The organism is Massilia sp. 01N417 (genome assembly GCF_056399645.1).
This window is the reverse complement of the sequence record NZ_JBFTRS010000020.1, coordinates 1-19,976: the sequence shown is the minus strand read 5'-3', so window position 1 is coordinate 19,976 and position 19,976 is coordinate 1. Positions and strand designations below refer to the sequence as shown.

Sequence of the window (19,976 nt, the reverse complement as noted above, 5' to 3'; positions counted from 1 at the left end):
TTAGAGGCAGGCTGAAACGGGCCAAGTGTGGGCTAACGTAGGGCAGGCAAACTTGGATCCCCGCCTTCGCGGGGACGACGGGCTGGGACCTCACGCCACCAGCAACCAATTCTCCCGCAAAGCCTTCTCGAACTCATACGCCGGCAGCGGCTTCCCATACAAATACCCCTGCACCTCGTCGCACCCCGCCTGCCGCAGGAACTCGGTCTGCTCCACCGTCTCGACACCCTCCGCGATCACGCGGTGCCCCAGCTTGCGGCCCATGCTGATGATGGTGCTGGCGATCGCGCAGTCGCTCACGTCGGCCGGGATCCCGGTCGTGAACGAGCGGTCGATCTTCAGGGTGTCGATCGGGAAGCGCTTCAGGTAGGACAGGCTGGAATAGCCGGTGCCGAAGTCGTCGAGCGACAGGGCCACGCCCAGTGCGCTGATGCGGTCCATGATGCCGATGACGTAGTCGATGTCGTGCATCAGCGTGCTCTCGGTGATCTCCAGTTCCAGCCAGGAGGGGTCGATGCGGTAGCGGTTCAGCGTGCCCTCTACCCTGCCCGGCAGCGAGGACGTGAACTCCCGCGCGGAGACGTTCACCGCCAGGCGGAACGGCGGCAGGCCGGCGCGCTGCCAGACCGCGGCCTGGGCGCAGGCCTGTTCCAGCACCCACTCGCCCACCTGCACGATCAGGCCCGTGGTTTCGGCCAGCGGGATGAATTCGTCCGGCGCCACCATGCCGCGCTGCGGATGCATCCAGCGCACCAGGGCTTCGGCGCCCACCAGGCGTCCGCTGCCGATCTCGAATTTCGGCTGGTAGTGCAGCAGCAGTTCGCCGTTGCCGAGGGCGTGGCGCAGGCCGGACTCGATGTGCATGCGCTGCTGCATGCCTTGGTTCATGTCGAGGCGGTAGAAGGCCACGCTCTGGTCGGGGTTCTCGACTCTCTCCTTGACGCGCTGCATCGCGATGTCGGCCATGCGCAGCAGGGTCTCGGCGTCCGTGCCGTCCTGCGGATAGACGCTGATGCCGACGCTGGCGCCGACGCGCAGGTCGTGGCCGCCGATCGGGAACGGGGCTTCGAGCACCGCCTGCAGCTTCTGCGCCACCGTGGTGGCTTCGAAGTGCTGGCGTACGTCGAACAGGCCGATCGCAAATTCGTCGGCGGCCAGGTGGGCGACGACGTCCTCGTCGCGCAGGGCGCCGCGGAAGCGCTGGGCGACCTGGCGCAGCAGCTCGTCGCCGACGGTGCGGCCCAGGGTGCCGTTAATCAGCTTGAAGCGGTTCAGGTCCACGTACAGCACGCAGGCCGTGCCTTCGTTGCGCTGGGCGGACATCAGGCCCTGGTCGACCAGGCGCGCGAACAGGGTGCGGTTCGGCAGGCCGCTCAGTTCCTGGTAGTAGGCCAGGTGGTGCAGGCGTTCCTCGGCCAGCTTGCGCTCGGTGATGTCGGTCAGGTAGGCGATCAGGCCGATCGGGTTGTCCTCGAGGTCGCGCAGCGGCGACAGCGACAGGCTGGCCCAGAACACCTCGCCGGACTTTTTTCGGCGCCGCACCTCCATCATGCGGCCGCCCTGTTCGGCGAAGGCGTCCGGGAAGTCGGCGCCCTCGTCCTCCATCTCGTCGACGTACAGGAACAGGATGTGCCGTCCCACCGCTTCCACCGAGGTGTAGCCGAACAGCTGCTCGGCGCCGCGGTTCCAGCTGGTGATGTAGCCCATGCGGTCCATGGTCAGCACCGATTCGTGGATCTGGTCCAGGATCTGCGACTGGTGCGCCAGCTGGGCCTCGACCTGGGCGTAGGCGTGGGTGGTGCGCTGGGCCAGGCCGTGCATCTGCATCAGGGTCGCGGTCAGGGTGGCGAGGGCGTCGAGCTGGCGGCGGTCGTCATCGATGAAGGGCCGGCCCTGGATCCGGTAGCGGCCCAGGCAATCGCCGTTCAAGGTCACCGGCGCGGCCAGGCCGCCGTCCGGTGCATCGGCTGATCCAATCCCTGGAATGAACTCGGCCTGCGGACAGGCCAGCAGGCCGGCGGCGATGCGTCCCAGCTCTTGGTGGAGGGCGTCGCCGCGCAGCTGGAGTACGGCCTGGCAGAGGGCAGCGCTGCTGCCGATGAGATCCTGTGGCGCAGCGGCTGGCAGCTCAGACATTGCGTGCTACCTGGATGGCCCAGTGATAGGCGTGGAGTTGGGCCTGCCACCAGTCCAGGCCGTCGACGCCGGCGGCTTCCAGCACGGCGCGGCTCGGGCCCGGCATCTCGCACAGGCGCAGGCGCTGGCCCAGCCGGCCTTCGCGGGCCAGCAGGGCTGCTTCGACCTCCTCCGGCAGGTTCAGGTCGACCAGCAGCTCGGCCATCGGCATGTGGAACAGGCGGTCGAGCAGGGAGAACACGCCGGCCATGAAAGCCATATCCTGTTCGTCGCGGTCGCCGCCGTCGCGCTTGCAGAGTTCTTCCAGCACCGCGCCGCGCCGTGCGGCGATCGGCAGCAGCAGGTTCGGCGGGCCGTCCGGATGCTGGCGCGCGTACAGCAGCAGTTGCAGCCAGCGCTGCAGCTGGCGCCGGCCGATGCGGCTGATGGCCTGGCCGAAGCTGGTGATCTGGGCGCCAATCGAGAAGGCGGCCGAATTCACCAGCTTGAGCAGGTGGAAAGACAGGCCCGGATCCTGTTTCAGCTGGGCTTCGAGCTCGCGCGAATCGGCGTCGCGGGCCAGCAGCGCCAGCATGGTCAGCAGGCGGCGGCGGGTGGTGCCGTCGTCCTGGTGGGCGGCGTCGCGGGCAGCGGCATCGTCGAGCGCATAGCGGCCGGAAAACCAGCCGAAGCCGGCGTTCTCGCAGTCGCGCATGGCATCCAGGGTGTCGACGCCGCGCGCCAGGTGGGGACCGAACAGGGCCGGCAGCGAACCCGGAGGCAGGGGCTCGGCATCGCGGGAGACGTCGCGCGCGACGCTGCGCAGTGCCGCCGGGCGGCTCATCCCGTCCGGCAGGTCGCCGTCCAGCAGCACGCGGTAGCCGTCCATCTGCAGCTCGGCCAGGCGTTTGGCCGCGCCCTCGCCCGCCATCGAGCCCGCGTCGACCGCCAGCACGACGCGGTTCGGCGGCAGAAGGTTCAGGACCGGGGGTGTCAGCAGCGCCGGTGAATCCAGCAGCACGATGCAATCCAGGGGCGCCACCGCGGCCAGCAGGTCCGGCTCGCCGAACACGGCCTGCAAGGTCGGGTCGTCGAGTCCGCCCTCGGCCGCACGTAGCAGCAGCGCGACCCACTCGTTCTGCGCGTTGGCTACCGAGCGTATTTCAACCAACGGAAACGAAGCTGCAGACATTAGTGATTATGCATGATTAGTGTGTCGCTAATAGTAGTGCAGGCATTATCGGAAAGCAACTGGAATGTTTCCTTGTGGATACACTTTCATCAAGACAATTCAGCCGGCATGCTGGACCGCGAATCGGATCAGTTCGGCCTGCCCTTCGATGCCCAGTTTGCGCTTGATATTCAGGCGGTGGGTCTCGACGGTGCGCACCGATAAATCGAGCTGGCGCGCAATCTGCTTGTTCGATTCGCCGTTGGCGATATGGCGCAGCACTTCCTGCTCGCGCGAAGTCAACTGGTTGTCCGGCATCGCGGGCCGCGCCAGCTGGCGGGCCACCGGGGCGCTGTAGTACACGCCGCCGGCCATCACGGCGTCGATCGCCAGCACGATCTCCTTGCCGGGCGAATCCTTCAGCACATAGCCGCGCGCGCCGGCCTGCATCGCCTGGCTGACGTATTCCAGCTTGTCGTGCATCGACAGGATCAGCACGGCGATGCCGGGATGGCTGCGGCTCAGCTGGGCGGTGGCCTCGATGCCGCTGCCGTCGCGCATGGTGATGTCCATCAGCACCAGGTCGACCTGGGCCGCGCCGGCCTTGGCCAGTGCCTCGGCGCCGGATCCGGCCTCGGCGACGACGCGGAAATGCGGCACCGCTTCCAGGCGCGCGCGCAGGCCGTCGCGTACCAGGGGGTGGTCGTCCACCAGCATGATGTGGACGGGCTTGTCGTTAGGTTCAGTCGTCATGGTTCCAGTGGCTCAAGTCGACGATCGCGCGCACCACGGTGCCCGCCTTCGACGAGGTGATCTGGAGCGTGCCGCCGATCGCGTCCAGGCGCTCCATCATGTTGCGCAGGCCGATGCCGCGCTGCGGGTGCACGGCCACGTCCTCGGTGTCGAAGCCGGCGCCGTCGTCCTCGATGGCGAGGGTCAGCAGGCCGCGGCGGCGGGCCAGGCCCAGCCCGATGTTGCGGGCGCCGGCATGCCGCTCGATATTCGTCAGTGCTTCCTGGGCGATACGGAACAGGACCGTGCCCACCACCTGCGGCAGGCGTTCGACCTTGCCCTGGGACCTGAACGCGACCGGCATGCCGCTGTGCTGGCTGAATTCCTCGGCCAGGTGTTCGAGGGCGGCGGCCAGGCCCATGTCGTCCAGCAGGGTCGGACGCAGGTCGTGCGAGATGCGCCGCACCTCGCCCAGCACCTTGTTGAGTTCCTCGGCGGTGCGCTCGAAGCTGGCGCGCGCCTGCTGCTGCTGTTCTGGACTGCCCGCCAGGCGGATCACGCCGGCCTCGATCTGCAGCTTGATCGACACCAGCCACTGGCTGATGCCGTCGTGCAGGTCGCGCGACAGGCGCGCCCGCTCCGTCTCCTGCGAATCGACGACGCGCTGGGCCAGCACCTTCAGCTTGGCGTCGGCGACCCGCGATTCGCTGACGTTGAGCACCAGCCCGGAGCTGGCGACCACCAGCGCCGACAGGATCGCCAGGCCGGCGATCCACCACATCGTGGTCTCGATATTCCGCTTCTGCTGGGCGTCGACCTTCTCGAGGGCGGCGTCGACGTCGTCCAGGTAGAGGCCGCTGCCCATCATCCAGCCCCAGTCGGCAATCGGCACCACATAGCCGAGCTTGGGCGCGGCCACGCCGGTCGAAGGCTTGGCCCAGTTGTAGCGTATCAGTCCGCCGCCCTGCTTCGCCCTGGCGATCAGGTTCTGGATGGTCGGCGCGCCGAACTGGTCGTGCAGGTTCCACAGGTCGCGCCCGACCAGCTCGGGCTGGCGCGGATGCATCAGGTTGCGGCCGTTCATGTCGTAGACGAAGAAATAGCCGTCGTTGCCGAAGCTGAGCGAGGCCAGCACGCGCTTGGCTTCTTCCAGCGTGGCCGGGTCCTTGCGGCCCGAGGACGTCAGGTGGGCGATCGCGTGCGAGGCCAGCTCCACGTAGTGTTCGAGCTCGGCCTGCTTGGTGGCCAGGTAGGCCTGCTGGATGGTGGCGCGCTGCTGCTGGGCCAGCGTGACCGCCTGCTGCCGGATGAAAAGCGCAATCGCGCACAAGGCCACGATCAGCGGGGCGATCGCGAGAAAAATCAGCTTCTGCCGTAACTTCATTCCGTGCGCATGGTTTTCGTCGTAACATGAGATTGTACGCCCGACCAGCTGGACAGGCCAGAAACCGGTCCGGCACGACCGGAGTTTTGCCAGCGCGACAACTACGTAGTACTACGCAGGCGACTGCGTATTCATGCGCTTGTTGATTGTAAAGAGGTGCAAGATACTGACAGATAGCTTGCCACGAATGTAAGCCGGCTTCGTCCCGGCTTCGCTGTAGCACACAGAAAAGCATTCGCAGAATAAGCAATCACCTCTGGAGGAGTCACCATGAATCGTCTTACAAGCCGGCTCGGTTGGGCTGCGCTTTCGCTAGTGGGCGCCATTGCGCTCGCCTACGTCGCGTTGAATCGCGGCGAATCCATCAACGCGGTCTGGGTCGTCGTCGCCGCTGTCTGCGTCTACCTGATCGCCTACCGCTTCTACAGCCTGTACATCGCCGACAAGGTGATGAGCCTGGACCCGCGCCGCCAGACCCCGGCCTACAAATACAATGACGGCCTGGACTTCGTGCCGACCAACCGCTACGTGCTGTTCGGCCACCACTTCGCCGCGATCGCCGGCGCCGGCCCGCTCGTCGGTCCCGTGCTGGCGGCCCAGATGGGCTACCTGCCGGGCATGCTGTGGATCCTTGCCGGCGTCGTGTTCGCCGGCGCCGTGCAGGACTTCATGGTGCTGTTCCTGTCGATGCGCCGCGACGGCCGCTCGCTGGGCGACCTGATCAAGTCCGAAATGGGCGAGATCCCGGGCGTCATCGCGCTGTTCGGCACCTTCATGATCATGGTGATCATCCTGGCCGTGCTGGCGCTGATCGTCGTGAAGGCGCTGACCAACTCGCCGTGGGGCTCGTTCACCGTGATGGCCACCATCCCGATCGCGCTGTTCATGGGCGTCTACTCGCGCTACATCCGCGTCGGCCGTATCGGCGAAGTCTCGCTGATCGGTTTCGTGCTGCTGATGCTCGCCATCGTCGGCGGCCAGTGGGTGCATGATTCGCCGACCTGGGGCCCGATGTTCACCTTCACCGGCGTGCAGCTGACCTGGATGCTGATCGGCTACGGCTTCGTCGCTTCCGTGATCCCCGTGTGGCTGCTGCTGGCGCCGCGCGACTACCTGTCGACCTTCCTGAAGATCGGCACCATCGCCGCGCTGGCGCTGGGCATCGTGTTCGTGGCGCCGCACATGCAGATGCCGTCGGTCACCCGCTTCATCGACGGTACCGGCCCGGCCTGGTCGGGCAGCCTGTTCCCCTTCCTGTTCATCACCATCGCCTGCGGCGCCGTGTCCGGCTTCCACGCGCTGATCTCGTCCGGCACCACGCCGAAGATGATCGAGAACGAAAGCCATGCCCGCTTCATCGGCTACGGCGGCATGCTGATGGAATCCTTCGTCGCCATCATGGCTCTGGTCGCCGCCTCGACCATCGATCCGGGCGTCTACTTCGCGATGAACAGCCCGGCCGCCGTGCTCGGCACCACCGCGCAGAGCGCCGCCGCGGCCGTGTCGAACTGGGGCTTCGTGATCACCCCCGACCAGCTGACCCAGCTCGCCAAGGACGTCGGCGAGAACACCATCATCTCGCGCGCCGGCGGCGCCCCGACCCTGGCGGTCGGCATGGCCCACATCCTGTCGAACGTGGTCGGCGGCAAGGCCATGATGGCCTTCTGGTACCACTTCGCGATCCTGTTCGAAGCCCTGTTCATCCTGACCGCCGTCGACGCCGGTACCCGCGCCGGCCGCTTCATGCTGCAGGACCTGCTGGGCGCCTTCGCCCCGGCCTTCAAGAAAACCGAGTCGCTGCCGGCCAACCTGATCGCCACCGGCCTGTGCGTGGCTGCCTGGGGCTACTTCCTGTACCAGGGCGTGGTCGATCCGCTGGGCGGCATCAACACCCTGTGGCCGCTGTTCGGCATCGCCAACCAGATGCTGGCCGGTATCGCGCTGACCCTGGGCACCGTCGTGCTGTTCAAGATGAAGCGCGCCCAGTACGCCTGGGTCACCATCGTGCCGACCATCTGGCTGCTGATCTGCACCCTGACCGCCGGCTGGCAGAAGATCTTCCATGAGAACGTCAAGATCGGTTTCATCTCGCATGCGAAGAAATTCCAGGCCGCCCTCGACCAGGGCCAGGTGCTGGCGCCGGCCAAGAGCCTGGACCAGATGAGCCGCGTGATCTTCAACGACTATGTCGACGCCACCCTGTGCGGCTTCTTCATGTTCGTGGTGATCGCCGTGCTGGTGTTCGGCATCCGTACCGCCCTGCGCGCGAACAGGGAAGCGCGTCCGACGGTCAAGGAAACCCCGTTTGTGCCGGTCGAGCCGGCGGTCGAGGCTTAAATCATGTTCAGCACGCTCGCACAGGCGGGACGCTACCTCGGGCAAAGCATGCGCCTGATGGTCGGCCTGCCGGAATACGATACCTATGTGGCGCACATGGAAAAGACCCACCCGGGTCAGCCCATCATGAGCTACGAAGAGTTTTTCCGCGAGCGCCAGCAGGCCCGCTACGGCAACGGCAAGCGCGGCGGCTGTTGCTGATGCCTTGCTGACACCCGTGTAATGCCAAGGAAGGGACGCCATGTGCGTCCCTTTTTGTTTTGATACGCGACAAAAGCGGCGCACACCTGCTCCCCTATAGTCCCTTCTTGCGGGAAAGCTCTTTCCCTGAAGACTAGGCCCGACTATGCCGACATTCGAGCGTTCCAGCCTGAGCCAGAAACTGACGACCATGTGCCTGCTGTCGGCCGGCTGCGCATTGCTGGTCGCCTACGCCGCCTTCGCGACGACCACGGTGACCGAGCATCGACGCAACGAAGCCGCGGAACTGAGCGCCCTGGCCCAGGTGCTGGCGCGCAGCAGCCAGGATGCCCTGCAGTTCAACGACCGCAAGCTGGCCACCCAGATCCTGTCCGCGGCCCAGGAAAGGCCCGCGCTCGTGGCCGCCGTGCTGTACGACCGCAAGGGCCGCCCCTTCGCCGCCTGGCGCGCGGACGGCAGCCGCAGCGTCCAGCTGGACAGCCTGCCCGAGCTGGGCCGCGAGGCGCTGGAGGAAGCCACGCACGCCGCCAGCCGTCCGTGGCTGGCGAGCATGCGCGTCTACCGCCAGGTAGCCGCCGGCCCCGCCGGCGAGGCGGCCGGCGCCGTCATGGTCGAGGCCGACCAGCTGCCGGTATGGCTGGGCATGGCGCGCGGCATGGGCGTGATGGCGGCGGCGCTGGCCAGTGCCATGCTGGTGGCCTGGGTGCTGGCGCGGCGGATCCGGCGCAGCATCGCCGACCCGATCGCCAAGCTGATCAACACGGCGCAGAAGGTCGCCGCCAGCCAGAACTACACGCTGCGCATCGCCCACCAGCGCAACGACGAGCTGGGCACCTTGATCGACAGCTTCAACAATATGCTGGCCCAGGTCGAGGGCCGCGGCCAGGCCCTGACCCACCACCGCGACGAGCTCGAGCGCCAGGTCTCGGTGCGCACCGAGCAGCTGGAAAAGGCCAAGAACGCGGCCGAGGCGGCCAGCCGCGCGAAGAGCGCCTTCCTGGCCACCATGAGCCACGAGATCCGCACCCCGATGAACGGCGTGCTGGGGATGGCCGAGATGCTGCTCGGCACCGAGCTGACCGAGACCCAGCGCAACTATACCCAGCTGGTCAAGCAGTCCGGCGAGCACCTGCTGGTGATCATCAACGACATCCTCGACTTCTCGAAGATCGAGGCCGGCAAGCTCACCGTCGAATACATCAACTTCAACCTGTGGGACCTGCTGGACGACATCCACACGGTCTATACGCCGCAAGCCGAGGGCAAGGGCATCGCCATGTACTTCGACATCGCCAACGACATCCCGGTGGCGATCTGCGGCGATCCGAACCGCCTGCGCCAGATCATGGCCAACCTGCTGGGCAATGCGATCAAGTTCACCAACGAGGGGCGGATCCTGGCCAGGGTACGCATCGCCAGCGAGGACAACCAGGCCGTGATGCTGCGCTTCGAGGTGCACGACACCGGCATCGGCATCTCGCGCGAAGCCCGTGGGCGCCTGTTCGAGGCCTTCGCCCAGGCCGACGATTCGACCACCCGCAAGTTCGGCGGCACCGGGCTCGGGCTGGCGATCTCGAAGCAGCTGGTCGAGCTGATGGGCGGCTCGATCGGCGTCGAGCACGCGCGCCCGCAGGGCTCGGTGTTCTGGTTCACGGTGGCCTTCGACAAGCGTCGCGTCGATCCGGATGCGCCGGGCGACCACCAGCACACCATCGACGGCCTGCGGGTGCTGGTGGTCGACGAAAACGAGAGCAGCCGCGTGGGCCTGGAGCGCCACCTGGCCGCCTGGCGCGTCGAATGCGACGGCGCCGACAGCGCCGACGAAGCGCTCGAGCGCCTTCACGACGCCGCGCGCGCCGGCCAGCCCTACGATGCCGCCATCCTCGACATGGAGCTGGAACAGGCCAGCGGCCTGCTGCTGGCGGCCGGCATCAAGCTCGATCCCTTGACCCGCGCCACGCGCGTGATCCTGCTGTCTCCCGAAAAGCTGGCGGCCGATCCGGTCCAGCGGCGCGAGGCCGGGGTGGCCTACCAGCTGATCAAGCCGGCGCGCGCCGCCGACCTGTTCGCCTGTCTTGCGAAGAGTCCGCGCGGCCAGGTGGCGCCGGCGGCGCGCTTCGTGCCTTCGCGGCCGCTGCGCCAGGATAGCGAGCGGCCGCGCGCCCGCCGCGTGCTGCTGGCCGAGGACAACCCGGTCAACGTCGAAGTGGCGCGCGCCATGCTGGAGAGCCTGGAGCTGAACGTCGATTGCGCGCGCAACGGCGAAGAGGCCCTGCACATGCTCCGCGAGGGCAAGTACGACTGCGTGCTGATGGATTGCCAGATGCCGGTGATGGACGGTTTTGCCGCCACCGCCGCGATGCGCCGCGAGGAGCGCGAAGCCGGGCGCGGGCGGGTGCTGCCCATCATCGCGATCACCGCCAACGCGCTGCAGGGCGACCGCGAAGCCTGCCTGGCGGCCGGCATGGACGATTACCTGTCCAAGCCCTTCGCCCAGCAGGAACTGGCCGCCGTGATCGGCCGCTGGATGGCGCTGCCGCTGGCCGCCACCGTGCACCACGACGACGAGCCGCCGCGCCTGCCGCGCGCCTCGGTCGAGGTGATCCAGCGCGACGTCATCAACCGCGTGGCGCTGGAAAAGATCCGCATGCTGTCGCGCGAGCGCGGCGACGCCCTGGTGCAGAAGGTCATCAACGCCTACGTCGACGACACCCCGCAGCAGCTGAGTACCCTGCGCCGCGCGATCGACGGCATGGACACCGGCAACGTGCGGCGCATCGCCCACACCCTCAAATCCGCCAGTGCGAACGTCGGCGCCGAAGCCCTTGCCGCCCTGTGCAGGGAGATGGAGCATCTCGGCCGCGCCGACACCACCGAAGGCGCGGATTCCCTGCTGAATAACATGGAACAGGAGTTCCAGGCCGTCCGCGACTCGCTCAACGCCATCCTTGAGAAGGAAACCTGACATGGCAGCCCCCTGCTCCAAACAACGTGCGAACGGCCGCGGCGTCGTGCTGGTCGCCGACGACGATCCGGTGATGCGCCTCCTGATGCTCGAGATGCTGGAAGGCGTCAACCTCGACGCCATCGAGGCCGAGGACGGCGCCCAGGCCCTGAAGATCGCGCGCGACTGCTCGCCCGACCTGATCCTGATGGACGTCGAGATGCCGCGCATGGACGGCTTCGCGGCCTGCCGCGCGATCCGCGACCTCGAAAACGGCGCCGGCGTGCCGATCGTGATGGTCACCGGCGGCGACGACCTGGAAGCCGTCACCAACGCCTACGAGGCCGGCGCCACCGACTTCGTCTCCAAGCCGATCAACTGGCCGATCCTCGGCCACCGCGTGCTGTACGTGCTGCGCGCCAGCGACGCCATCGTCCGCCTGCGCATCGCCGACGCCCAGAACCGCGCGGTGCTGGCGGCGATCCCGGACACCTTCTTCCGCATGAACGGCGGCGGTATCTACCTCGACTACGAGCCGGGCAGGGAAAATCCGGGCCCCGAGCGGCGCGGCGCGCGCGACGTCTTGCCGGCCGACGAATGCGTGGGAAAGCACATCAGCGAGGTGCTGCCGCGCGAGATCGCCGAGCGCATGCTGGAACAGGTCGAGGTGGCGCTGCGGATCCGGCAGGTGCGCTCGATCGAGTATGAGCTGATCCGCTTCGGCCAGGTCCAGCACTTCGAAGCGCGCCTGGTCGCCACCGGGCCGAGCGAGGTGCTGGGACTGGTGCGCGACATCAGCGAACGCAAGCGCGCCGAAGAGCAGATCCGCCGCCTGGCTTATTGCGACAGCCTGACCGGCATCCCGAACCGCCAGGCTTTCCTCGAGATGCTGGAGCGCGAGCTGCAGCGCTCGAAGATCGGCAACAAGAAGTTCGCCGTGCTTTTCATGGACCTGGACGCCTTCAAGCGCATCAACGACACCCTCGGCCACAACGTCGGCGACCAGCTGCTGCAGCAGGTCTCGGACCGCCTGCGCGACACCATCCGCCCGAGCGACCTGCTGTCGCGCGGCGACTCCCTCACCCGCGACGGCGAGCCGCGCCAGGACACCAACCTGGCCCGCCTGGGCGGCGACGAATTCACGATCCTGATCCCGGACCTCGACCGCGTCGAGCACGCGCTGAACGTGGCCCACCGCGTGAAGGATGCGATGCGCCGCCCCTTCATCATCGAGGGCAACGAGATCTTCGTGACCGCTTCGATCGGCATCTCGCTGTTCCCGGAAGACGGCGACGACTGCACCTCGCTGCTGAAGTACGCCGACACCGCGATGTACCACGCCAAGAACTGCGGCAAGAACAACGCCAAGCTGTACTCGTCCTCGCTGACCATGCAGATCATGAGCCACGTGAAGCTGGAAGTCGGCCTGCGCAAGGCGCTGCAGAACGACGAGCTGTATCTGCTTTACCAGCCGCAGCTCGACGTGCGCTCGTCCGAGATCGTCGGCGTCGAGGCCCTGGTGCGCTGGCGCCATGCCGAGCGCGGCGTGGTCTCGCCCACCGAATTCATCCCGCTGGCCGAGGAGACCGGCCTGATCGTCCCGATCGGCGAATGGGTGCTGCGCACCGCCTGCAGCCAGGCCCGGGCCTGGCAGAAGCTGGCCCGGCGTTCGGTGCGCATGGCGGTGAACCTGTCGGCCAAGCAGTTCAAGGACGAGAACCTGAGCCAGATCGTGCTGTCGGCCCTGCACGATACGGGACTCGATCCGCGCCTGCTGGAACTCGAGCTGACCGAGGGCACCTTGATGGACGACGCCAAGGCGACCATGGCCACCCTGGAACAGCTGCGCGGCATCGGCGTCTACCTGTCGATCGACGACTTCGGCACCGGCTACTCGTCGATGAACTACCTGAAGCGCTTCGACGTGCGGGCGCTGAAGATCGACCGCAGCTTCATCAGCGGCCTGCCCCAGGATTCCGAGAACGCGGCCATCACGCGCGCCATCATCGCGATGGCGCACGGGCTCAAGATGGTGGTGGTGGCCGAAGGCGTCGAGACCGGCGAGCAGCTGGTGCTGCTGGAGGAATACGGCTGCGACCTGGTGCAGGGCTTCTACCTAGGGCGGCCGGCGCCGGCGGATACCGTTACCGGGATGCTGCAGTCGCTTTGGGTGCCGGTGGGCGCGAAATAACGTAGGGTGGGCGCGGCCGGCATAGGCTCTCCGAGCCCACGCGTGGGCACAGAGTGCCCACCCTACCTCGAAAACAGCAAGGTATGCTCAACAGGCCCCGGCAACAACGGGGTCGGCCGTCCCTTCACCCAATCCTCATGCCCGCGCAGGAACCAGGGCGACAGCGGGTGCCCGCTCTGCCCGCCCGGCATGTCGTACAGGCCCTCTTCCTCGCGTCCCGGGGACACCGTCAGCCGCTCCGACTGGCCGAACTTCGGTCCCGCCACGCGCGGCATGTTGGCGTCGCCCGGCAGCTGGTCGGGCGGCACGGCCAGCCAGCGTTTCAGGAAAGGCAGGGCCATGCTGATCGGATGCGCGATCGCGGCCGTGTTGCGCTGGCCCCAGGTGGCCCGCGCCAGCGGCGTGCCGTCCTTGGTCACTTCGAGGATGGCGCGGTCGACGGCGGCCAGCTGCAGGTCTTGCCAGCTGGCGTAGCCCGGCGGCAGCCAGGCCGCCGGACGCTCGTCCAGCAGGCGCTCGAGTACCGCCGGCCAGCGTGAGGTGGCGGCCACCATGCTGGCCTTCGGGTCGAGCTTTTCCATCTCGGCGTTGGCGCCGGCGAACACCAGCTCATACAGGGACCAGCGGAACTGCTGCGCCAGCCGGTAGCCGACCGACGCCGTGCCGGCATGTCCGTCCCAGCTATCCTTCAGCAGGCGGCGGAACTCGGCCCGCCCGGCATGGCCGGCGACGGCATGGTCGTCGAGCGCCGCCAGCAGGCGGTCGCGCCAGCCGGCCACGTAGAGGGCGCGGTCGTCGAGCGCGGCGCGGAAGACGGCCGCGACGTCGGTCTTGTCGCCGAGCCGGCGCACCCCGTCGCGCAACTGGCTGGCGCGGGCGCCGAGGTCGAAGCCGCCGTCGCCGAGCAGTTGGGCGTCCGGGCCGGACAGCTGGCGGCTGTTGGCCGTCACCAGCTGGCCGCCGGGCGGATTCACCACGCGCGGATGCGCGGCCGGCGCCAGCAGCTCGCGCCAGGTCGGCGCGGCGCCCTCCCCGCCCAGCGGGAACGACACCGCCAGCCCGCGGCCCGCCTCGTCGCGGCGCGGCAGCGCGCCGGCCACGGTCCAGCCGATATTGCCGCGGTCGTCGCCGGCCACGATGTTCTGGGCCGGGATGCCGTCGGCGGCGCCGGCGGCCAGGGCTTCGTCCAGCGTGGTCGCGGATTCCAGCTTCAGGTGCTCCAGGTTCAGCGCCTGCGGCGAATGCGCGACCCAGTGGACGGCGTACAGCGTGCCGCCGGCTTCGCGGATCGGGCCCAGGCTGGTCTCGCGCACGCTCAGGCGTTCCGGCGCCTGGCCTTTGACGAGGATGGTTTCGACGTGCTCCGTCGGCGTCTCCCAGCCGGAAGGCAGGCGCACCTGGCCGGCATGTCCGGCGTCGGTGTCGAGGCGGACCAGGTCGAGCGTGTCGGCATAGCTGTTGGTGAAGGCCCAGGCCACGTGGCCGTTGCTGCCGACGATGACCAGCGGCGGCGCGCCCGGCAGGCTGACGCCGACCACGCGCCGCTGGGCGCCTTGCGCGTCGGGGAAGCGCAGCGCCAGCCGGTACCAGATGTTCGGCAGCTGCAGGCCGAGATGCATGTCGTCGGAGACGATGGCCGCACCGCTGCCGCTGCGCGAGCCGGCCACTGCGTAATTGTTGCTGCCGACCGCATCGACGAAGCCGACGCCGGCCAGCTGGCGCGGCGGCACCGTCTCCTTGCGGCCCCACCAGGCCGGCGCGCTGGCCGGAATCGCGGCCGGCGCCAGCATTAGTGCGGGCGCGTCCAGCGGCGCATCCCACTGGCTGGCCTCGGGCAGCAGGAAGGCGCGCTGGGCCGGATCGAGATTGCGGGCCAGCCAGCCGCGCGCCAGCTCGCGCGCTTCCTGGTTGCCCTGCAGGTCGAAGTACATGGCCCACACCACCAGCAGGGAATCGGCCGCCGTCCACGGCCGTGGCGCGGCGCCGGTCAGCGCATATTCGAAGGGCCGTGCGCCGAGCGCGTTCACGCCGTCGTTGACGCCGGCCGCGTAGCGGTTGAGGAAGGCGCGCTCCTGCGGGCCCAGGCGCGCCAGCACCTCGGCGGCGCGGGCGCGGAAGCGATGCAGGCGGTGGGAACGGTCGAGCGGCAGGGCTTTCGGTCCGAACAGTTCAGCCAGTTCGCCGGCGGCGCTGCGGCGCAGCAGGTCCATCTGGAACAAGCGTTCCTGGGCATGCACGAAGCCGGTCGCATAGGCCAGGTCGAGGCGGTTGGCGCCGCTGATGGTCGGCACGCCGTTGGCATCGCGCGCCACCGTCACCGAGCCGGACAGGAGCGGCGAGGTGCGCTTGCCGTCGAGCTGGGCCAGGCTGGCGCGCAGGAACAGCCAGCCCCCGAGCACGGCCAGCGCCAGCAGCGCCGCGAGCAGCAGCGCAAGCCGCCGCGTCCAGATCAGCCATGCCCGTCGTGCCATCCCCGTCCCCCTCGCAAAAACGAGCATCTTGCCAGAAAATCACTACCGCTGCGAGTGAAGGACGCATTCGACAAGCATTGGCGCTGTCCGCCGGCCTGCGCTATTCTGATGCAAGGCGCATGGCGCCGTCGACATGGAGGTCCTATGTCATCAATTTCAGTGGCTGGCGTGCTTTGCCTCGCCGTCGCCGTCTCGTCCTGCGCGACGCCGCAGGAACGCGCCGCGCAGAAACAGGCCGAGGCTGCGAACATGATCACCATCTACGGCCCCGCCTGCGCGCGGCTGGGTTATGCCCCCGATTCCGATCCCTGGCGCAACTGCATCGTGAATCTCAGCACGAAGGACGATCTGCAGCGCTATGGACCGTCCCCGGGCTATTACGCGGGCTGGGGTCCCGGCTATTGGCGTGGAGGCGGCTATTGGGGTCCGTACTGGTAAGCGGCAGCTCGCCGGCCAGGCGCTTCGCGCACTCGGCCTTGGTGACGGCGCTGCGCCGCGCCAGCAGGCGTTCCAGCGCACGCTGGGTGTGCCGCACCAGCTCGGGATAGCGCGCGTCCGGCGGATGCAGGCTGAAGCGCACCAGCGGCCCGTCCGCCAGCAGCGCGGCGGTGGCGTCGGCCACCCGCGGCGACAGCCAGCGGCCGCTGCGGTTGCGCGCCGCGTACACCATCGACGGCGATTTCACGACCGGGCCACCCTGCAGGCAGTGGAAGTGGCTGAAGGTGGTGGTATAGGCGAACGGCGATTCGCGCAGCGCCTGCCAGGCACCCTCGCCCAGCAGCCAGGCCGGCGGCACGAAGCCGGCCGGGTTCCAGCCGCGCTCGCGGAACCAGTCCAGGCCGAGCTCGAGCCGGCGGCGCGCCTCGTCGTAGTCGAGGGCCGCGAATTCGCCTTCGCGCCGCGTGTACACGTTGCGCAGGAAACGCGCGCGCAGGCCGCCGCGCTTGGCTTCGGTGTCGAGGTGGCTGTAGCCGTGCAGCGCCAGCTCGTCGCCGCGCGCCAGCGCCGCATCCAGGCAGGCCTCCATCGCGGGCGAGCGCTCGGGGCGGAAGTGATAGTGCGGCACCACCAGCCAGGTCAGCGGGATGTCGGCCACCGCGCGGATCGCCTGCACCAGGCGCAGGCAGTCGGGCCAGGTGGCCGGCGCGACGTCGTGGATCGACACGCACAGCATGCCTGGCTTCGTATTTTCCGAAGGCTCAGTCGGTGACACAGATACGCTCCGGTTCGCGCGGGACCGGCTGGTAGCCGCCCAGCAGGACGTCGTAGCGGCCCAGCACCTGGGGCAGGATCTGGTCCCAGTCGTAGCGCTCGGCGGCCTTGCGGCGCGCCGCCTGCCCCATGCGGACCATGTCGCGCCAGTAGATGGCTTCGATCGCTTCGGCCAGGCTGTCGACGCTGTCCGGCTTGGCCAGGATGCCCGTCTCGCGGTCGACCAGCTCGGCCACGCCGCCGCGGTTGGTGCCGACGACCGGCAGGCCGCAAGCCATGGCTTCGAGCACGATCAGGCCGAAGGTCTCGCTGTCGCCCGGATGGACCAGCAGGTCGCAGCCGGCCAGCAGGCGGGCGAGCTGGCGCTGGTCGCGCTGGAAAGGAATGATGGTGACGTTGTTCGCGTGCGGCAACTCGTCGCCGCTGCCGACCAGCACCAGGTGGTAGCGCTCGCCCAGCTTGCGCACCGCCTCGATCAGCACATGCAGCTTCTTTTCCGGCGTGAAGCGGCCGGCGTACACCAGCAGGCGGGTGTCGGGATCCAGGCCGAGGCGTTCGCGCAGGCTCTCGGTTTGGGGCTCGTCCTCGCGCAAGGGTTGGAAGACGCGCGAATCGATGCCCAGCGGCTGCTGGACGGCGCCATGCACGCCGATGGATTCGAGATGCTCGACCATCACGCGGCTGGGCGCCAGCACCAGGTCGAACTGGCGATAAAGGTTGGCGAGGTAGCGGCAGGTGCCGTGCGCGGCCAGGCGGCCCAGGCGCGGACGCACCAGGCGCGGCAGGTCCGAGTGGTAGAAGGCGACCGCCGGCACGTCATGGCGCTTGCGCATGCGCAGCGCGGCCCAGGCGCAGTGGCCGGCATCGCCCGCCTCGACCAGGTCGGGCTTGACCGCTTCCAGCAGGCGCGCGGCGCGCGATACCGACAGCGGCATGCGGAAACCGTGAAAGCCCGGCAAGTTGGCGGCGGGAATACGCACCAGCGGCGGCACCGAATCGGCGCAAGTCTCGACGTTGGAACTGAGGATGGTGTGCTGGACGCGGCCGCGGCGCGCCAGCCAGCGCGCCTTGGCATTCAGGTAGGTGCTGACGCCGCCTCCTTCAGCCGCGTAAAACATCGTGATGTCGACGAGGTGCATGCTCGATTCCGGTCAAACTGCGATCAAATGAGCTCCCCAGCCCGCTAGCCCAAGGGTGCCGGCGGCCTCATGCATTGGCTCTGGCAGTCCCTTGTGGGAGGCTCATTATGCACTTCGCCTGTCGAGCATGGCGCGCGCAATCGTGCCCGCGTCCACATACTCGAGTTCGCCTCCTACGGGAACCCCGCGCGCCAGGCGGCTGACCTTCAGCCCACGCGCCTTCAGCATTTCGCTGATGTAATGGGCGGTAGCCTCGCCCTCATTGGTGAAATTGGTGGCCAGCACGACTTCGTTGACGATGCCGTCGGTGGCGCGGCCGACCAGCTTTTCGAGGTGCAGGTCGCGCGGGCCGATGCCGTCCAGCGGCGACAGCCGGCCCATCAGCACGAAGTACAGCCCCTTGTAGGTCAGCGTCTGCTCGATCATCAGCTGGTCGGCCGGGGTCTCGACCACGCACAGCAGCGCATGGTCGCGCTCGGGGTCGGCGCACAGCTCGCAGACCTCGAGCTCGGAAAAGGTATTGCACATGGCGCAGTGGTGCACCGCCTCGACCGCCTGGTAGAGGGCGCGCGACAGCATCGCGGCGCCCTCGCGGTCGTGCTGCAGCAGGTGGAAGGCCATGCGCTGCGCCGACTTCGGCCCGACGCCCGGCAGGCGGCGCAGGGCCTCGGTCAGGAAGTCGAGCGATTTGGACATGATGGTGATCCGGTTTGCCCGCGCTCAGGCGGCGCGGTAGGCGGCCAGCGGCTCCGCCGTCATGACGGGAACGAACTCGGTGATCTCGTAGTGCGCCACCCCGGCCTGCTGGAAGGGATCCTCGCGCAGCACGTCCTCGAGTTCGGCGCGGCTGGCGGCCTGGGCCACGATGACGCCGCCGTCGCGCGGCACCTTGCGGCCCGACATCAGGAACAGGCCGCGCGCATACTGCTTGTCGAGGAAGGCGCGGTGCGCCGCCAGGAGTTCGTCGATGCGCGCCAGCGGCGCCGTGTAGTGCAGCGAGACGATGAACATCAGAACGGCATCTTGAAGCCCGGCGGGATCGGCAGGCCGGCGGTCAGGCCGCTCATCTTTTCCTGGGTGGTGGTTTCGGCCTTGCGGATCGCGTCGTTGAAGGCGGCCGCGACCAGGTCTTCCAGCATGTCGCGGTCGTCGCCCAGCAGCGAAGGATCGATCGTGACGCGCTTGACGTCGTTCTTGCAGGTCATGACCACCTTGACCATGCCGGCGCCCGACTGGCCTTCGACTTCGATCAGAGCCAGCTGGTCCTGCGCCTTCTTCATATTGTCCTGCATGGCCTGGACCTGCTTCATCATGCCTGCGAGCTGGTTTTTCATCATGGTGGTGTTCTCCAAAAAAGTCGGGTGAAACGAAAAAGTGGTGAAGACCCGATCAGGTGCCGATCGGGCGTACCGAGCCCGGCACCACGAAGGCGTCGAAGGTCTGCTCGAGGGCCTGGATGAAGGGATCGGCGCCGACGGTTTCCTCGGCCTCGCGCTGCAGCTGCTCGCGGCGGGCACGGGCTTCGACGCTGGCGGTGTACCAGACCGGACCGATCTCGGTATCGATGTTCACGCGCACCGCCGGGAAGCGTTCCTGCAGGGCCGCGCACAGCTTCTCGCTGTTGCCGCTGGCGCGCAGGGTATCGACCGGCACGCGCAGGTGGAAATGGGCGGACGAGCCGTCCGAGGTGCAGCTGACCAACTCGGTCTGGAAGGCCAGCTGCTGGGCCACGCCGCGCAGCGGCAGCGAGGCGGCCAGCGCCGGCCAGTTGCCGTCCCAGCCGATCTCCGGCACCGGCGTGATCACGTAGGGATGCGGCGGGCTGCTGGGCGCCTGGACCCGTGCGGCAGGCGGCGCGCTTACCGCGGCCGGGGCCTCGGCGGCGACCGCGGTATCGTCGGAAAATTCGGTGACCCAGGACGGCGGCTCGTCGTCGGCCACCGCCTGTCCATAGCCCTGCGATGCCGGTGCCGGCGCCTGGGCGGCCGGCTGCGGCTGGGCCTGGCGCATGGCCGGTTGCGGCTGGGCGACGGCCTGCGGCTGCGGGCGCGCGGCCGGCTGGTCCCAGGGTGCCGGGGG

General features: G+C 68.3%; 14 protein-coding genes and 1 pseudogene. 4 read left to right on the top strand and 11 right to left on the bottom strand.

What is annotated here, in order from left to right; translation table 11 throughout:
* Positions 1-90 precede the first annotated feature (90 nt).
* The 4 genes from AC1DOQ_RS20000 to AC1DOQ_RS19985 form a co-directional block, all read right to left on the bottom strand.
* Positions 91-2,136: a putative bifunctional diguanylate cyclase/phosphodiesterase gene (locus AC1DOQ_RS20000; protein ID WP_477368223.1), complete on the bottom strand. Its 2,046-nt coding sequence runs from the start codon at positions 2,134-2,136 to the stop codon at positions 91-93.
* Positions 2,129-3,286 (bottom strand): EAL and HDOD domain-containing protein, encoded by a 1,158-nt coding sequence (locus AC1DOQ_RS19995; RefSeq protein ID WP_477368220.1) that lies wholly within the window; start codon positions 3,284-3,286, stop codon positions 2,129-2,131. The genes AC1DOQ_RS20000 and AC1DOQ_RS19995 overlap by 8 nt, the downstream gene beginning before the upstream one ends.
* 120 nt (positions 3,287-3,406) lie before the next feature.
* Positions 3,407-4,039, bottom strand: a complete 633-nt coding sequence (locus tag AC1DOQ_RS19990; RefSeq protein WP_477368218.1) for a response regulator transcription factor — start codon at positions 4,037-4,039, stop codon at positions 3,407-3,409.
* Positions 4,029-5,402, bottom strand: coding sequence for a cache domain-containing protein (locus AC1DOQ_RS19985; protein WP_477368215.1), 1,374 nt, complete (start codon positions 5,400-5,402; stop codon positions 4,029-4,031). Before AC1DOQ_RS19985 ends, AC1DOQ_RS19990 begins: the two co-directional genes overlap by 11 nt.
* A 270-nt stretch (positions 5,403-5,672) precedes the next feature.
* Here AC1DOQ_RS19985 and AC1DOQ_RS19980 point away from each other — a divergent pair, with 270 nt between their 5' ends.
* From AC1DOQ_RS19980 to AC1DOQ_RS19965, 4 genes are all read left to right on the top strand, one after another.
* A complete protein-coding gene (locus AC1DOQ_RS19980; RefSeq protein WP_477368212.1) occupies positions 5,673-7,739 on the top strand; it encodes a carbon starvation CstA family protein in 2,067 nt (688 codons plus the stop codon).
* 3 nt (positions 7,740-7,742) lie between these two features.
* The gene (locus AC1DOQ_RS19975; protein WP_435574093.1) at positions 7,743-7,940 is read left to right on the top strand and encodes a YbdD/YjiX family protein; all 198 of its coding nucleotides are present in this window, start codon (positions 7,743-7,745) and stop codon (positions 7,938-7,940) included.
* A 145-nt stretch (positions 7,941-8,085) separates the two neighbouring features.
* On the top strand, positions 8,086-10,905 hold the full coding sequence (locus AC1DOQ_RS19970; protein WP_477368209.1) for a hybrid sensor histidine kinase/response regulator: 2,820 nt from the start codon (positions 8,086-8,088) through the stop codon (positions 10,903-10,905).
* A 1-nt stretch (position 10,906) separates the two neighbouring features.
* Complete coding sequence (locus AC1DOQ_RS19965) at positions 10,907-13,075, top strand: putative bifunctional diguanylate cyclase/phosphodiesterase (RefSeq protein WP_477368206.1); 2,169 nt, start codon at positions 10,907-10,909, stop codon at positions 13,073-13,075.
* A 62-nt stretch (positions 13,076-13,137) separates the two neighbouring features.
* Here AC1DOQ_RS19965 and AC1DOQ_RS19960 read toward each other — a convergent pair whose 3' ends face one another.
* From AC1DOQ_RS19960 to AC1DOQ_RS19930, 7 genes and pseudogenes are all read right to left on the bottom strand, one after another.
* Positions 13,138-15,546, bottom strand: coding sequence for a penicillin acylase family protein (locus AC1DOQ_RS19960; protein WP_477368203.1), 2,409 nt, complete (start codon positions 15,544-15,546; stop codon positions 13,138-13,140).
* Positions 15,547-15,877: 331 nt separating this feature from the next.
* Positions 15,878-16,720, bottom strand: coding sequence for a DUF2334 domain-containing protein (locus AC1DOQ_RS19955; RefSeq protein ID WP_477368200.1), 843 nt, complete (start codon positions 16,718-16,720; stop codon positions 15,878-15,880).
* Positions 16,721-16,745: 25 nt separating this feature from the next.
* A complete protein-coding gene (locus tag AC1DOQ_RS19950; RefSeq protein ID WP_477368197.1) occupies positions 16,746-17,897 on the bottom strand; it encodes a glycosyltransferase in 1,152 nt (383 codons plus the stop codon).
* 105 nt (positions 17,898-18,002) lie between these two features.
* On the bottom strand, positions 18,003-18,593 hold the full coding sequence (recR, locus tag AC1DOQ_RS19945; protein WP_442124704.1) for a recombination mediator RecR: 591 nt from the start codon (positions 18,591-18,593) through the stop codon (positions 18,003-18,005).
* Positions 18,594-18,617: 24 nt separating this feature from the next.
* Positions 18,618-18,908 carry a YciI family protein gene (locus tag AC1DOQ_RS19940; RefSeq protein ID WP_477368194.1) on the bottom strand — a complete coding sequence of 97 codons (291 nt, stop codon included), beginning with the start codon at positions 18,906-18,908 and terminating at the stop codon, positions 18,618-18,620.
* A complete protein-coding gene (locus tag AC1DOQ_RS19935; protein WP_477368191.1) occupies positions 18,908-19,234 on the bottom strand; it encodes a YbaB/EbfC family nucleoid-associated protein in 327 nt (108 codons plus the stop codon). Before AC1DOQ_RS19935 ends, AC1DOQ_RS19940 begins: the two co-directional genes overlap by 1 nt.
* A 52-nt stretch (positions 19,235-19,286) precedes the next feature.
* Positions 19,287-19,976, bottom strand: a pseudogene (locus tag AC1DOQ_RS19930) (DNA polymerase III subunit gamma/tau); the annotation flags it as partial.